Raw genomic sequence first — 12,793 nt, forward strand, 5'->3', positions numbered from 1 at the left:
ATACATGGACTACACCGACTTATTAATAAAACTAGGTCTCTCGGCTATTTTAGGATTCGCCATCGGTTTAGAGCGCGAATTAAAACGTAAACCACTCGGTTTAAAAACGTGTTTAGTTATTTCTATAATTAGTTGCCTCCTGACGATTGTTTCTATTAAAGCTGCTTACAACTTACCACATACCGATCATATGAATATGGATCCACTTCGACTTGCCGCTCAAATTGTATCAGGAATCGGTTTTTTAGGTGCCGGTGTAATTTTACGCAGAGGAAACGATAGTATTGCGGGATTAACGACCGCCGCTATGATTTGGGGTGCTTCTGGTATTGGCATTGCCGTTGGAGCTGGTTTCTATATCGAGGCTACTTTCGGAATGTGTTTCCTTATGATTAGTGTAGAACTTATACCCTTAACGATGAAATTCGTCGGTCCTAGATCATTTCGCCAACGTGATATCGCAGTGAAACTTGTTGTACGAAATATGGACAATATCCCCATTGTAATTGAAGAAATAAAAGAAATGGATATAAAGGTTAAAAATATGAAGCTTAAAACATTAGAAAGCGGCGCTCACTACTTACATCTTAAATTGTCTATCGATCAAAAAAGACATACTGCCGATGTTTACTATGCTCTCCAACATCTTGAGAGTGTTCAACAAACTGAAGTTGAAAGTATGTATTAATTATGAAACGAACTCTCTTTTTAATTAGAGAGTTTTTCTTTTTTCTATAATGGTAACAATGAATGTAGTCCTGAAACGTAAGGAGGAATAGGAACTTGAAATCCCGTCCGAATTTAGTAGATACATTTCGTGATTCCATTATTTTTCGTTTAATTTGTTTTATTATTGTACTTACTGCTTTCTCCGGCTTTCTTATACATATATTAGAGCCAGATCACTTCACCACATGGTTCGACGGGATTTGGTGGTCAATCGTTACCATTTTCACCGTTGGATACGGCGATTTCGCCCCCCATACAACGATAGGAAAAATTATCGGGATAGGCATCATTTTATTAGGAACGGGATTTTGTTCTTATTATATGGTTCTATTCGCTACCGATATGATTAATAAACAATATATGAAAATTAAAGGAGAAGAAGCTGCTACCTCTAATGGTCATATGATTATCGTTGGCTGGAATGAGCGCGCAAAACATGTTGTAAAACAAATGCACATATTACAACCGAACCTTGATATCGTTTTAATTGATGAAACACTTTCTTTACTTCCAAAGCCATTTCATCATTTAGAATTTATAAAAGGTTGTCCGCATCACGATCAAACTTTATTAAAAGCTAACATTACAACAGCTCACACTATATTAATAACATCAGATAAAGAGAAGAACGAAAGCTTAGCAGATACACAGTCCATTTTAAATATTTTAACTGCAAAAGGACTTAATCCAAACATTCACTGCATCGCTGAACTTCTTACTTCTGAACAAATCCAAAATGCAATGAGAGCTGGCGTATCAGAAATTATAGAAGGAAATAAATTAACGAGCTATGTATTTACCGCTTCTCTTTTATTCCCTTCCATTTCAGGCGTACTATTCTCCCTTTACGATGAAATCTCTGATAACAAATTACAACTGATGGAGATTTCCCCGTCCTGCACCGGACAATCCTTTGCAAATTGTAACTATACTCTTTTAAAACAAAATATTCTCTTACTAGGTGTAAAGCGCGACGAACAATATATGATCAATCCAGTTCATTCTTTCATTCTCATCGAAAGCGACATACTCATCGTTATTCACCATTAAAAAAATGACTTTCTAGTTCTTGTACTAGTACTTTACCAATATTGATATATTTTCTTTTCACGTCTCCATCGGGATCTTTCGGCTCAGCAAATTGATCAACTCCACTCGTTCCAGCTGTTAAAGAATTAACATTATCATCTAGTTCGTCTTGATATACATGCGAAAGAATATACGGCGTTTCAAGACGGACTATTACCTGAGGCACATCTAGTTCTCCATCCACCGCTGTAAATGGTACTCGTAAAAATTGATAACCATCTTCTTCGTCGATTTTATAATCAAAACATCCTTTATCATAATCCCAATTACCACCAATACTATATCCAAGTGGTTTCATAACCTCTTCTAACTTATATAACGCATATGTACGTCCTTCTAAATTTGATTGAATCGGAATCAATCCCATCCCTCCTAGACTTTTCCTTTAGCATACCCATTCTAGTTTGAATATACCGGTGTACTTTTCAGTAAAATAATAAAAAGCGATCGGAGACCCGATCGCTTTTTATTATTTTAAACGCTCTTCTAATTCTGCTTTTAACTCTTCAAATCCTGGTTTTCCAAGTAGAGCAAACATATTTTTCTTGTACGCTTCTACTCCTGGTTGGTCAAATGGATTTACGCCTAATAGGTAGCCGCTCATCGCACATGCTTTTTCGAAGAAGTATACAAGGTAACCGAATGTGTACTCGTTTAGTTCTGGAATGTTTACGATTAAGTTCGGTACTCCGCCATCGCTATGTGCAAGTAATGTACCTTCGTATGCTTTTGTGTTTACGAAGTCTATCGTTTCACCAGCAAGGTAGTTTAATCCATCTAAATCGTTGTCGTCTAATTCGATTTTTAGTTCGTGTGTAGATGTACCTACTTTAAGAACTGTTTCGAATAGGTCACGACGACCTTCTTGAATGTATTGACCTAATGAGTGTAAGTCAGTTGAGAAGTTTGCTGAAGATGGGAAAATACCTTTTTGATCTTTTCCTTCACTTTCACCAAATAACTGTTTCCACCACTCAGAGAAGTAGTGAAGTGCTGGCTCATAGTTAACAAGCATTTCAATTGTTTTCCCTTTATTGTATAGGGCATTACGAACTACTGCGTATTGGTAAGCTGGGTTTTCTTCAAGTTCTGATTTCGCGAAGTCATTATGACCAGCAGCTGCACCGTTCATCATCTCTTCAATGTTTAGGCCACTTACTGCGATTGGTAATAATCCTACTGGTGTTAATACAGAGAAACGACCGCCAACATCATCTGGAATTACAAATGTTTCGTAACCTTCATTGTCAGCTAATGTTTTTAATGCACCACGCGCTTTATCTGTAGTTGCATAAATACGTTTGCGAGCTTCTTCTTTTCCATACTTTTCTTCTAATAATTTACGGAAAATACGGAATGCGATTGCAGGCTCTGTTGTTGTACCTGATTTGGAAATAACGTTAATAGAAAAGTCTTTACCTTCTAGTACGTCCATTAAATCTTTCATGTAAGTGGAGCTAATGTTTTGTCCAACAAATAGCACTTGTGGAGTTTTACGTTGTTCTTTAGAAAGCGTGTTATAGAAAGAATGGTTTAACATTTCGATTGCTGCGCGTGCTCCTAGGTAAGAACCACCAATACCTACAACAAGTAAAATGTCAGAGTCATTTTTAATTTTTTCTGCGCATTTTTGAATGCGAGCAAATTCTTCTTTATCATATTGAAGCGGAAGCTCTACCCACCCAAGGAAATCGTTCCCAGCTCCAGTTTTTTCGTGGATTGCATGATGTGTTACTTTTACTGCATCACGTAAATAAGTTAGTTCATTTTCACCGATGAAGGATAACGCTTTAGAATAGTCGAACGTTACATGTGTACTCATCTTTTTCCCTCCAATTATGTATATGTATTTCTGTATTCACTTTAGCGAAACTAAAGTTGTAAATCAAGCGATTCAACAATTGTAAACGTAACCATTATTTATTTTTTAGAAAAAGTTCATTTTTTGCATAAAAATTCGCATTTTTCGGTATAGATGTATATACATCCTTTTTTCGTACATTTTTCATGTATAAAAACAACAAAACTATACCATTCTATAAAGGAGTTAAATTTTCTTATTAACTCCTTGCTTGCTCACGCTTCACATTAAGGGGGGACTTTTCATGAGTACCTTGCAACGTATCGCATTAGTCTTCACTGTAATCGGCGCTGTTAACTGGGGACTGATCGGGTTCTTCCAGTTTGACTTAGTAGCAGCCATTTTCGGTGGACAAAACTCAGCTCTTGCACGTATTATTTACGGCATCGTTGGTATTTCTGGGCTTATCAACCTCGGCTTACTATTTAAACCATCCGAGAATCTTGGTACTCACCCAGAAACACATGAAATTCAATAGTCAGTATGTCTTTTTCGCCTCCGACATACGAATATGATTGCATGCAATCATATTTGCAAATATATATATCATAAGTCAAAGTAAAAGAGGAACGCTCATATGCGTTCCTCTTTTACTTTATTACCTCCGACTCTTCAATCCATTCTGCTAGCTTTTCTCGCAGTGTATTAAATCCGTTCTCAGATGGATTCGGTATAAGAATTCGTCCTTGCTTTCTTTTCGCCGCCTTTAACGATAAACTCATTTTTCTGTGTTCTTCATCAATTGAAAGTACTTTTACTTCTACTGTATCTCCGACCTTTAAAAAGTCATGAATATCTTTTACATACCCATTTGTGATTTCAGATATATGCACAAGTCCTTGTGTTTCTGCATCCAAAGCTACAAATGCACCGTAATCTTGAATTCCAGTTACTTTCCCTGTTACAACCACTCCCGTTGTATATTGTTCTGACATGTGAAACACTCCCATACGTTTACCATTTTCTCTACAATTGTAAATAGCAAAGCAGATGTATTTATTGTTAAATATCCGATTAGTGAGTAAGTATCCTAAGTAAAACACCGAGGATACCCCTACCTTATATTAGTAAATTATACCACTTTGATAGAACTCATTCAAAATTCACGAAAAAATTTCCTGTAATACGTATAATTCTCCAATATTAGGATAGAATACTAACACATGGCTTTCTAGTATTCCCCCCCTTTTTATGGACAAAACGTATTGTGTTTTGTCCTTTTTTTATTCTCTATGAACCGTTCCATTCTCTTCATTGCTTCCATAAGTTGCTCCAGCGATGTTGCATATGAACAACGAATAAATCCTTCACCACTCCCGCCAAACACATTTCCAGGAACAACAGCCACTTTTTCTTCTAATAATAATTGTTCTGCAAATTCTGCTGAAGATAGTCCGGTTGAAGCTATAGAAGGGAAGACATAAAATGCCCCGCCTGGCACATGACATGTTAAGCCCATTTCATTGAAAGATGTCGTCATAAAGTTACGACGTTTTTTATAGCTATCTCTCATTCGAATTACTTCATCATTTCCCCCGCGTAATGCTTCAAGTGCTGCAAATTGAGACATCGTCGGTGCACACATCATTGAATACTGGTGGATTTTGAGCATTAATTCTGAAAATTGCACAGGGGCTGCAATCATCCCAAGACGCCATCCCGTCATTGCAAATCCTTTTGAAAACCCTGAAATTAAAATTGTATGGTCACGCATATTTTTAATACTCGCGAAACTCGTATATGCTTCGTCGTATACGAGCTCTGCATAAATTTCATCAGATAGCACGATTAAATTATACTTCTCAACAATAACTGCTAGCTTTTCTAATTCGGATTTATTTAACATTGCGCCTGTTGGGTTATTGGGAGAACAAAGTAATATTGCCTTTGTTTTCGTTGTAATAGCTGCTTCAATTTGATCTGGCTGTACTTTAAATTCATCTTCTAATGAAGTCGCTACTGGAACTGGGACCCCGCCCGCTAACGTAACAAGTGGTGCATACGAAACGAAACTTGGTTCAATAATAAGTATTTCATCATCAGGGTTTACAATAGTACGCATCGCTATATCTAGCGCTTGACTCGCTCCAACTGTAACAATGATTTCATCATTCGGATCATAAGATACTGCAAATTGTTTTTTTAGATACTTTGCTATTTCTTGACGGAGCTCCAATAATCCTGCATTTGCTGTATATGACGTATATCCTTGTTCTAAAGAACGAATACATGCTTGCCTTACATTCCAAGGTGTAACAAAGTCCGGCTCCCCCACTCCAAGTGAAATAACACCTTTCATACTTGCCGCTAAATCAAAAAACTTTCGTATACCGGACGGTTGTAAAGATTCTGCTACTCTAGATAGGTCAAATTGCTTCACGGTGTCACCACAATTCTCTTATCATCATCTGTCTTTTCATAAATAATCCCCTCATGTTTATACTTCTTCAAAATAAAATGAGTTGTCGTTGAAACGACAGATTCAATTGTTGCTAATTTCTCAGAAACAAACATTGCTACTTCTCCCATTGTCTTCCCTTCTAATGTAATAGAAAGGTCATATGTCCCAGACATTAAATAAACGGATTTCACTTCTGAATAGCGATAAATTTGTTCAGCTACTGCATCAAAACCGACACCACGCTTCGGTGTAACTTTCACATCAATCATCGCCGTTAAACCAGTATGTTCTTTCACTTTTGTCCAATCGATATGTGTTACATAGTCCACGATAATCTTTTCACTTTCTAATTTCGTAACCATTTTTTTCGCTTCTTCTACTTCTATATTTAACAACTTCGCTAATGTATCTACAGATAAACGACTATTCTTTTCAAGACAAGCTAATAATTCCAATTCTTTCTCTGTCACCATATAAATCATCCTTCCTTTTAGTTTGTGTCTAAATTATACAAATACTCTTTCCAGTTTGAAAAGAAGATTTTTTTTGAGAATTATGTCAAAATAAAGTGAAACTTTAATCAGCGGAATGCTTTATCCCGCTGATTATTAGTTGAACCAATCGGGCTTTTACGGACAGTTGCTTTCCAACTTATATTCTTTGCCTTAGCTGTTCTTCAAGGCGGAAAGCTTACTGTCCGTTAATGCGGGGTAAAGTGAAACTTTAATCAGTGGTAGGGTTCATACCCGCTGATTATTAGCACACACCAATCCGGGTAAAGAGGAAAGGGGATGGAACCGTGAAAACAAAAGTATATATTGCCGAACCAGTTCCAACATTTGTAGAAAACTATTTATCAGAACACTGTGATTTTGAAAAATGGGATCAAAACGAGAAAGTACCTCGTGATGTTCTATTGGAAAAAATAAAAGATAAAGATGGGTTATTAAATTTCGGATCTGCTATAAATGAAGAATTATTGCAGGCTGCTCCTAATTTAAAAGTAGTAAGTAATATTTCTGTTGGCCATGATAACTTTGATTTAAAAGCGATGAAAAAACAAAATGTTATCGGAACGAATACTCCATATGTGTTAGATGATACAGTAGCCGATCTCGTTTTCGCTCTTATGTTATCTGCTGGTCGCCGTGTTTGCGAACTCAATTCCTATGTAAAAAATGGTGAATGGAACGCTGAAATCGGAAAAGAACACTTCGGACTAGATGTACATCATAGTACGATCGGTATTATCGGAATGGGACGAATTGGAGAAGCTGTCGCAAAACGAGCGAAATTCGGATTTGATATGAATGTCCTTTACTATAACCGTCGCCGTAAAGAAGAAGCTGAGCAAAAATTTGATGCTACATATTGTGATTTACAAACTCTAATCAAACAATCTGATTTTATTATTCTTCTTACTCCATTAACAGATGAAACGTATCATCTTATCGGTGAAAAGGAATTTTCACTAATGAAAGAAACAGCAATTTTCATTAATGCTTCTCGCGGGAAAACAGTAGATGAAACTGCATTAATTCATGCGCTAACAGAAAAGAAAATATTTGCAGCCGGCATCGACACATTTACACAAGAGCCGATTCAAAAAGAGAATCCGCTCTTATCATTACAAAACGCTGTAACTTTACCGCACATTGGATCTGCAACATTAAAAACTCGGCAGCAAATGGCTATGACAGCTGCTGAAAATTTAGTGGCAGGATTACAAGGAAAAACACCACCTAATATTGTGCGTGGGTAATTATAAATCCGCAAAAGGCAAGATGACGATGTCATCTTGCCTTTTTTTGTTAACATATTTTGTTTCTTGCCGGGAGATGATATGAACAAAAATCAATGGAGTGACAAAAAATGAACCATGAATGCAAATGCCCTTACTTCACTTTTTCCACTCGCGGGACTACTATTCATTACGAATTGTATGAAAATAATACTAAAAAAGAACGACCTACTTTCGTACTCGTTCACGGCTTCCTCTCTTCCTCATTTAGCTATCGACGACTCATTCCTTTACTAACAAAGGAAGGTACAGTAATTGCCCTTGATTTACCACCATTCGGAAAAAGTGATAAATCTCATCTCTTTAAATATTCTTATCACAATTTAGCAGCTATTATTATCGATTTAATCGAACATTTATCTCTCTCAAATATTGTATTAGTTGGTCATTCTATGGGCGGACAAATTTCACTCTTTGTAAACCGACTACGCCCTGAATTAATTTCAAAGACGATTTTACTATGTAGCTCTAGTTATTTAGCACGCGCAAACTTCCCTTTACTGTACTCCTCTTATTTACCGTTCTTCCACTTATACGTGAAGAACTGGATTATTCGAAGGGGCATCGTTCATAATTTAATGAATGTCGTTCATGACCATTCATTAATTGACAATGAAATGATGGAAGGCTATGCTGCTCCTTTTTATGATGATCGTATATTCCCTGCTTTAACTCGAATGATAAGAGACCGTGAAGGTGACTTATCTTCAACTGAATTACAAAAAATCGAAACCCCAGTATTACTCATTTGGGGTGAAAAAGATCGCGTCGTCCCTGTACATGTAGGACACCGTCTCCATAAAGACCTACCTAATTCCACTTTCATTTCTTATGAAAATACAGGACACTTACTACCTGAAGAAAAGCCGGATCATGTTTATGAAGAAATTATTGCGTTTGCGGCGCAATAAAGTGAAGCTTGAATCCGTGGGAGGTTCTATCCCCACGGATTATTAGCCTTCATCAATCGGGTTTTTACGGGCAGTTTGATTTCTCGCCTAACCTCTTTGCTTCAACCGAGTTTTGAGGCGGGAGTCTTACTGCCCGTTAAAACGGGATAAAGTGAAGCTTTAATCAAACCGCACAAATGAAAATAAACAAAAAGGCTGTCGTAAATTCCGACAGCCTATAATGAACAACTTCCGCCTTCTTTTAGTACGAGTAACTCTACTGCTAATTTTTCGCATTTTTCAAGTGCAGGTACTTCTTCAAAAGACATAAAGTATATATGTTGAATCTTCTTTGCGATGTATTTCGGATCATCAAACACACTTACGACGTTTACGACATCGCTCGCTTCTGTTTCATAAAACTCCGGTCCCATTTGAAACGGATCCCAATTTTTCACAACCTCAATCATTTTGTCATATGCACCCATCTATTTCCCGCCTTTTCACTTTTTAATGCTTTTCTTTATCGTATCATATCAGCTATTCTATAAGAAGAGTGAGAATTTTCATAACTTAACAGTTTGACAGAAGAAAGGAGCAAACATATGCAACTATTTCATAAAACGGTAAATCGTCGCGGAACACATAGTACAAAATGGGATACATATAAAAATGAAGAGCTCATCCACGCTTGGATTGCAGATATGGATTTTGAAGTACCAAAACCAATTCAAACTGCATTACAAAAACGCACAGAACATCCTATTTTCGGCTATACACTTCCTCCTGAAAATATTGGGGATATCATTTGTAATTGGACGAAAAGCCAATACAATTGGGAAATACAAAAAGAATGGATTGTATTTAGCGCAGGTATCGTTCCAGCTCTTAGTACGAGCATACAAGCTATAACGAAAGAAGGAGAAGCCGTACTCGTACAACCTCCTATTTATCCACCATTTTTTGAAATGGTCAAAACAAATAATAGACAATTATGTGAGAGTCCCTTATTTAAACAAAATGGCATATATAAGATAGACTTCGAGCATCTAGAAACTCAATTTAAACAAGGTGTAAAACTAATGCTTCTTTGCAGCCCTCACAATCCTATCGGACGCATTTGGACGAAAGAGGAGCTAATAAAACTCGGTACGTTATGTACGCAATATAATGTAACCGTTGTCGCGGATGAAATTCACGCCGATATTATTTATAAAGGCCATACTCATATACCGTTTGCTTCTTTATCTGAAGAATTAGCAGCACGCACTATTACTTGTATGGCTCCGAGCAAAACATTTAATATCGCTGGATTACAAGCATCGATCATTATTATTCCGAATGAAAATCTCCGTAATGCCTTTATGTCTATCCAATATAGACAAGGATTCCATGGATTAAATACATTTGCTTATACAGCAATGCAAAGTGCCTATACAGAATGTAATGATTGGCTAAATGAAATTCGATTGTACGTTGAAGATAACGCTCAATTTGCTTGTGAGTATATTCAAAATCACATACCAGCTCTTTCTGTAATTAAACCAGAAGGTAGTTTTTTACTGTGGATTGATTGTTCCCACTTGGACCTTTCTCAAGATGAACGAACAGCATTGCTTGAAGAGAAAGGTAAAATCATTATTGAGCCTGGTGAGAAATATGGAACAGGTGGAGAAGCCCATATCCGAATTAACATTGGCTGTCCTAGATCTGTTTTAGAAGAAATTTTAAACAGACTACACCATACATTCTCATAACAAAAAAGGAGGCTATCCCAAAACGATTTTGGGACAACCTCCTTTTTTCGGTAAATCGATATAATTCCACTTACCATCATGTGGTTTTAGAACAAAATCTACCATTCGCGGTAGCTTCTATTTTTTCTTCATATCCGACGCTTTTTTAACAATAACACCGCAAGCAATTCGGCCACCAGATTTACCCGTTGGTTGTGTCATACCATCATCAGCGTTTTCTGTAATAATAATAGACGCTCCATCTTTTCTATGAATCGTCGTTTTTCCTTCTTCAAGCGTTATATGCGGAGCATCGATTTCTGCTTTAATCTTTCCCGAACCGTCTGCAACTACGTTCGGTAAATCACCATTTTCCGCACCTTTCGGATTCAAGAGCCCATGTTCTTTATTATCCGGATTAAAATGATTCCCAGATGATTCGAAACGTGGCGCTTTACATTCTCCGATTTCATGTACATGTATCCCGTGTGATCCTGGTGTAAAGCCTTCCGCTTTAATCGTAATTTTCACTCCACTTGTTTGCTGAGTTACTTTTGCAGTCCCAACTTCATCACCTGAAGCATTATGTAATTTCACATCAATTTCTTTCGGCTTCCCTTGGTCACAACCCGCCATTAGAAATAATAAACAACAACTGAAAAAAAGCCGTCTTTTCATTCAATTCCCTCCAAAATACTTTCTGCCCTTAGATTGTCCGAGCATAGAGGGAAACATGCAAAAATGAATTACTGTTTCTTTTCAGCTAAAAGCTTTTCTTCTACTTTCTGTAATCGCTCTGCTTCTCGTTTTGATACACGAATAAACATACGCCACGTAGCAACCGCACCGATGATAAATAGAACGCAAACAATACCTGGAATAATATACTCCGTTTTATCTTCAGGAAAATATAAAGGCATCATATAGAACACTCCTTATCAGGGAATTTATGAAAATAATTAACATCAGAATTTTCTGTTATATCATTTTAAATTATAGTTGAAGCCTGTCATATTCTCAAGGACATTCAAAAATCAACTGATTTCTTTGACTACTTCTTATACTTTCCTTACTATAAACTTGAGGTGAAAAATATGAGAGAAACATTTGAAATTGGTGAAATCGTTACTGGTATTTATAAAACTGGAAAATACATTGGCGAAATTACAAATAGCCGTCCTGGCAGTTACGTCGTAAAAGTATTAGCTGTTTTAAAACATCCAGTGCAAGGGGATTTACATAATGTAAAACAAGCTGAAGTACCATTCTTCCACGAAAGACGTGCTTTAGCTTTTCGTGAACAGACGAACATTCCAGAGCAAATGGTGAAGAAATATGAAGGAGAAATTCCGGATTATACAGAGTCACTAAAATTAGCATTAGAAACTCAAATGAATTCATTTTCTGAAGATGATTCACCTTTTGCGGGGCGTAGTCTAGAAACACTTCAGCAATTGAAGCAAGATTACAAACTTTAAAAAACAAAACGACCAAATTACATGTTTTGCAATTTGGTCGTTACTGTGTACTTACTTTCTTTAACACTTTCGAAAAATCAACAAGTTCCCCTAATGTTGGAGGTGCTGGTTTGACTAAATACTCTTTATCTTTTTCTACTAACTTAAAAATATTATATGTCGTCATCGCATCATCAAGCGCACAATGATGCTTTCCTGTTCCTGCTTTTCCATACGCCTCAATTGCTTTCCACAGCCCTGTTTGATTTCTCTCTCCAAAAAACTTCTTATACTCAAGCGATAAATCACGACACTGTCCAAAGAATGGAAATTCTACTCCCGCCATTTCGCAATTATGCTTTAAGACTTTCATATCCATATTTCCCCACGTTACAATTGTCGGTTTACAACTCTTTTCATATTCTGCAAGTTTCTCAACAAGTTCATGAAAAGAAATTCCTTTGTCCACTACTTCCTGTTTAATTCCTAAAAATTTTTTACATCGATCCGTTAAAGACGGAAATGTTTTCGGTCTAATATGCGATGAATACGTATCTTCCACCTTACAACCAACAACTGAAACGAGTCCGACCTCAATAATTTCTGGGAAAAAACCTTTTGGCTTTTTTCTATGCTGGGGCATCGTAAACTCAAAGTCTAAAAACAAAAATCGTTGTTCATCCATACGATCCCTTCCTTATCATCTTTGTCATTCCTTTCTATTTGACACTCCTACACGAACAAGCTCGAATGCTGATTCAATTTTAAATATTCAGATTGGATGTATCTTATATATATGTTAAATGCCCACAAATATTTTTAAAAATAA

General features: G+C 36.6%; 16 protein-coding genes. 7 read left to right on the plus strand and 9 right to left on the minus strand.

Going from position 1 to position 12,793, the window contains the following annotated elements; genetic code table 11:
* The first annotated feature begins 4 nt into the window (after positions 1 to 4).
* Positions 5 to 688 carry an MgtC/SapB family protein gene (locus NSQ47_RS17945; protein ID WP_002160049.1) on the plus strand — a complete coding sequence of 228 codons (684 nt, stop codon included), beginning with the start codon at positions 5 to 7 and terminating at the stop codon, positions 686 to 688.
* A 95-nt stretch (positions 689 to 783) separates the two neighbouring features.
* The gene (locus tag NSQ47_RS17950; protein ID WP_078173474.1) at positions 784 to 1,779 is read left to right on the plus strand and encodes a potassium channel protein; all 996 of its coding nucleotides are present in this window, start codon (positions 784 to 786) and stop codon (positions 1,777 to 1,779) included.
* On the opposite strand, the gene NSQ47_RS17955 is transcribed toward NSQ47_RS17950, so the two are convergent.
* Complete coding sequence (locus NSQ47_RS17955; RefSeq protein ID WP_002160047.1) at positions 1,766 to 2,179, minus strand: YugN-like family protein; 414 nt, start codon at positions 2,177 to 2,179, stop codon at positions 1,766 to 1,768. The two genes, NSQ47_RS17950 and NSQ47_RS17955, sit on opposite strands and share 14 nt — an antisense overlap.
* A 108-nt stretch (positions 2,180 to 2,287) precedes the next feature.
* The gene (locus NSQ47_RS17960) at positions 2,288 to 3,640 is read right to left on the minus strand and encodes a glucose-6-phosphate isomerase (protein ID WP_002112570.1); all 1,353 of its coding nucleotides are present in this window, start codon (positions 3,638 to 3,640) and stop codon (positions 2,288 to 2,290) included.
* A gap of 283 nt (positions 3,641 to 3,923) precedes the next feature.
* Between NSQ47_RS17960 and NSQ47_RS17965 the strand changes: the two genes are divergently transcribed.
* Positions 3,924 to 4,157 carry a DUF378 domain-containing protein gene (locus NSQ47_RS17965; RefSeq protein ID WP_002034535.1) on the plus strand — a complete coding sequence of 78 codons (234 nt, stop codon included), beginning with the start codon at positions 3,924 to 3,926 and terminating at the stop codon, positions 4,155 to 4,157.
* A gap of 112 nt (positions 4,158 to 4,269) precedes the next feature.
* Here NSQ47_RS17965 and yugI read toward each other — a convergent pair whose 3' ends face one another.
* The 3 genes from yugI to NSQ47_RS17980 all read right to left on the minus strand — a co-directional run bounded on the left by yugI (position 4,270) and on the right by NSQ47_RS17980 (position 6,553).
* Complete coding sequence (gene yugI, locus NSQ47_RS17970; protein WP_002015848.1) at positions 4,270 to 4,614, minus strand: S1 domain-containing post-transcriptional regulator GSP13; 345 nt, start codon at positions 4,612 to 4,614, stop codon at positions 4,270 to 4,272.
* A 254-nt stretch (positions 4,615 to 4,868) separates the two neighbouring features.
* A complete protein-coding gene (locus tag NSQ47_RS17975) occupies positions 4,869 to 6,059 on the minus strand; it encodes an aminotransferase (RefSeq protein WP_341037573.1) in 1,191 nt (396 codons plus the stop codon).
* Positions 6,056 to 6,553, minus strand: a complete 498-nt coding sequence (locus NSQ47_RS17980) for an Lrp/AsnC family transcriptional regulator (protein ID WP_016106498.1) — start codon at positions 6,551 to 6,553, stop codon at positions 6,056 to 6,058. The genes NSQ47_RS17975 and NSQ47_RS17980 overlap by 4 nt, the downstream gene beginning before the upstream one ends.
* Positions 6,554 to 6,849: 296 nt before the next feature.
* Between NSQ47_RS17980 and NSQ47_RS17985 the strand changes: the two genes are divergently transcribed.
* Positions 6,850 to 7,842, plus strand: coding sequence for a 2-hydroxyacid dehydrogenase (locus NSQ47_RS17985; RefSeq protein WP_341038245.1), 993 nt, complete (start codon positions 6,850 to 6,852; stop codon positions 7,840 to 7,842).
* A 110-nt stretch (positions 7,843 to 7,952) separates the two neighbouring features.
* A complete protein-coding gene (locus NSQ47_RS17990) occupies positions 7,953 to 8,792 on the plus strand; it encodes an alpha/beta fold hydrolase (protein WP_078181325.1) in 840 nt (279 codons plus the stop codon).
* A 215-nt stretch (positions 8,793 to 9,007) separates the two neighbouring features.
* On the opposite strand, the gene NSQ47_RS17995 is transcribed toward NSQ47_RS17990, so the two are convergent.
* A complete protein-coding gene (locus NSQ47_RS17995; protein ID WP_002015854.1) occupies positions 9,008 to 9,259 on the minus strand; it encodes a YugE family protein in 252 nt (83 codons plus the stop codon).
* 117 nt (positions 9,260 to 9,376) lie between these two features.
* Here NSQ47_RS17995 and NSQ47_RS18000 point away from each other — a divergent pair, with 117 nt between their 5' ends.
* Positions 9,377 to 10,528 carry a MalY/PatB family protein gene (locus tag NSQ47_RS18000; RefSeq protein WP_341037575.1) on the plus strand — a complete coding sequence of 384 codons (1,152 nt, stop codon included), beginning with the start codon at positions 9,377 to 9,379 and terminating at the stop codon, positions 10,526 to 10,528.
* Between the two features lie 117 nt (positions 10,529 to 10,645).
* Here NSQ47_RS18000 and sodC read toward each other — a convergent pair whose 3' ends face one another.
* A complete protein-coding gene (gene sodC, locus NSQ47_RS18005) occupies positions 10,646 to 11,185 on the minus strand; it encodes a superoxide dismutase [Cu-Zn] (RefSeq protein ID WP_002160043.1) in 540 nt (179 codons plus the stop codon).
* A 68-nt stretch (positions 11,186 to 11,253) separates the two neighbouring features.
* The gene (locus NSQ47_RS18010) at positions 11,254 to 11,430 is read right to left on the minus strand and encodes a hypothetical protein (RefSeq protein ID WP_000982763.1); all 177 of its coding nucleotides are present in this window, start codon (positions 11,428 to 11,430) and stop codon (positions 11,254 to 11,256) included.
* A gap of 171 nt (positions 11,431 to 11,601) precedes the next feature.
* Here NSQ47_RS18010 and NSQ47_RS18015 point away from each other — a divergent pair, with 171 nt between their 5' ends.
* Positions 11,602 to 11,985: a kinase-associated lipoprotein B gene (locus NSQ47_RS18015; protein WP_002112579.1), complete on the plus strand. Its 384-nt coding sequence runs from the start codon at positions 11,602 to 11,604 to the stop codon at positions 11,983 to 11,985.
* Between the two features lie 40 nt (positions 11,986 to 12,025).
* On the opposite strand, the gene kapD is transcribed toward NSQ47_RS18015, so the two are convergent.
* Complete coding sequence (kapD, locus tag NSQ47_RS18020) at positions 12,026 to 12,649, minus strand: 3'-5' exonuclease KapD (RefSeq protein ID WP_002112580.1); 624 nt, start codon at positions 12,647 to 12,649, stop codon at positions 12,026 to 12,028.
* Positions 12,650 to 12,793 lie beyond the last annotated feature (144 nt).

The organism is Bacillus sp. FSL R10-2780 (assembly GCF_038006125.1).
In the GTDB taxonomy this organism is placed as follows: Bacteria; Bacillota; Bacilli; order Bacillales; family Bacillaceae_G; genus Bacillus_A; species Bacillus_A cereus_U.

Excerpts from the sequence above, each read along its gene's own strand:
- NSQ47_RS18000 (WP_341037575.1), top strand. The coding sequence starts at position 9,377 with ATGCAACTATTTCATAAAACGGTAAATCGTCGCGGAACACATAGTACA.
- kapD (WP_002112580.1), bottom strand. The coding sequence starts at position 12,649 with ATGGATGAACAACGATTTTTGTTTTTAGACTTTGAGTTTACGATGCCC.
- NSQ47_RS17945 (WP_002160049.1), top strand. The coding sequence starts at position 5 with ATGGACTACACCGACTTATTAATAAAACTAGGTCTCTCGGCTATTTTA.
- NSQ47_RS18015 (WP_002112579.1), top strand. The coding sequence starts at position 11,602 with ATGAGAGAAACATTTGAAATTGGTGAAATCGTTACTGGTATTTATAAA.
- NSQ47_RS17960 (WP_002112570.1), bottom strand. The coding sequence starts at position 3,640 with ATGAGTACACATGTAACGTTCGACTATTCTAAAGCGTTATCCTTCATC.
- yugI (WP_002015848.1), bottom strand. The coding sequence starts at position 4,614 with ATGTCAGAACAATATACAACGGGAGTGGTTGTAACAGGGAAAGTAACT.
- NSQ47_RS17995 (WP_002015854.1), bottom strand. The coding sequence starts at position 9,259 with ATGGGTGCATATGACAAAATGATTGAGGTTGTGAAAAATTGGGATCCG.
- sodC (WP_002160043.1), bottom strand. The coding sequence starts at position 11,185 with ATGAAAAGACGGCTTTTTTTCAGTTGTTGTTTATTATTTCTAATGGCG.
- NSQ47_RS17965 (WP_002034535.1), top strand. The coding sequence starts at position 3,924 with ATGAGTACCTTGCAACGTATCGCATTAGTCTTCACTGTAATCGGCGCT.
- NSQ47_RS17980 (WP_016106498.1), bottom strand. The coding sequence starts at position 6,553 with ATGGTGACAGAGAAAGAATTGGAATTATTAGCTTGTCTTGAAAAGAAT.
- NSQ47_RS18010 (WP_000982763.1), bottom strand. The coding sequence starts at position 11,430 with ATGATGCCTTTATATTTTCCTGAAGATAAAACGGAGTATATTATTCCA.
- NSQ47_RS17990 (WP_078181325.1), top strand. The coding sequence starts at position 7,953 with ATGAACCATGAATGCAAATGCCCTTACTTCACTTTTTCCACTCGCGGG.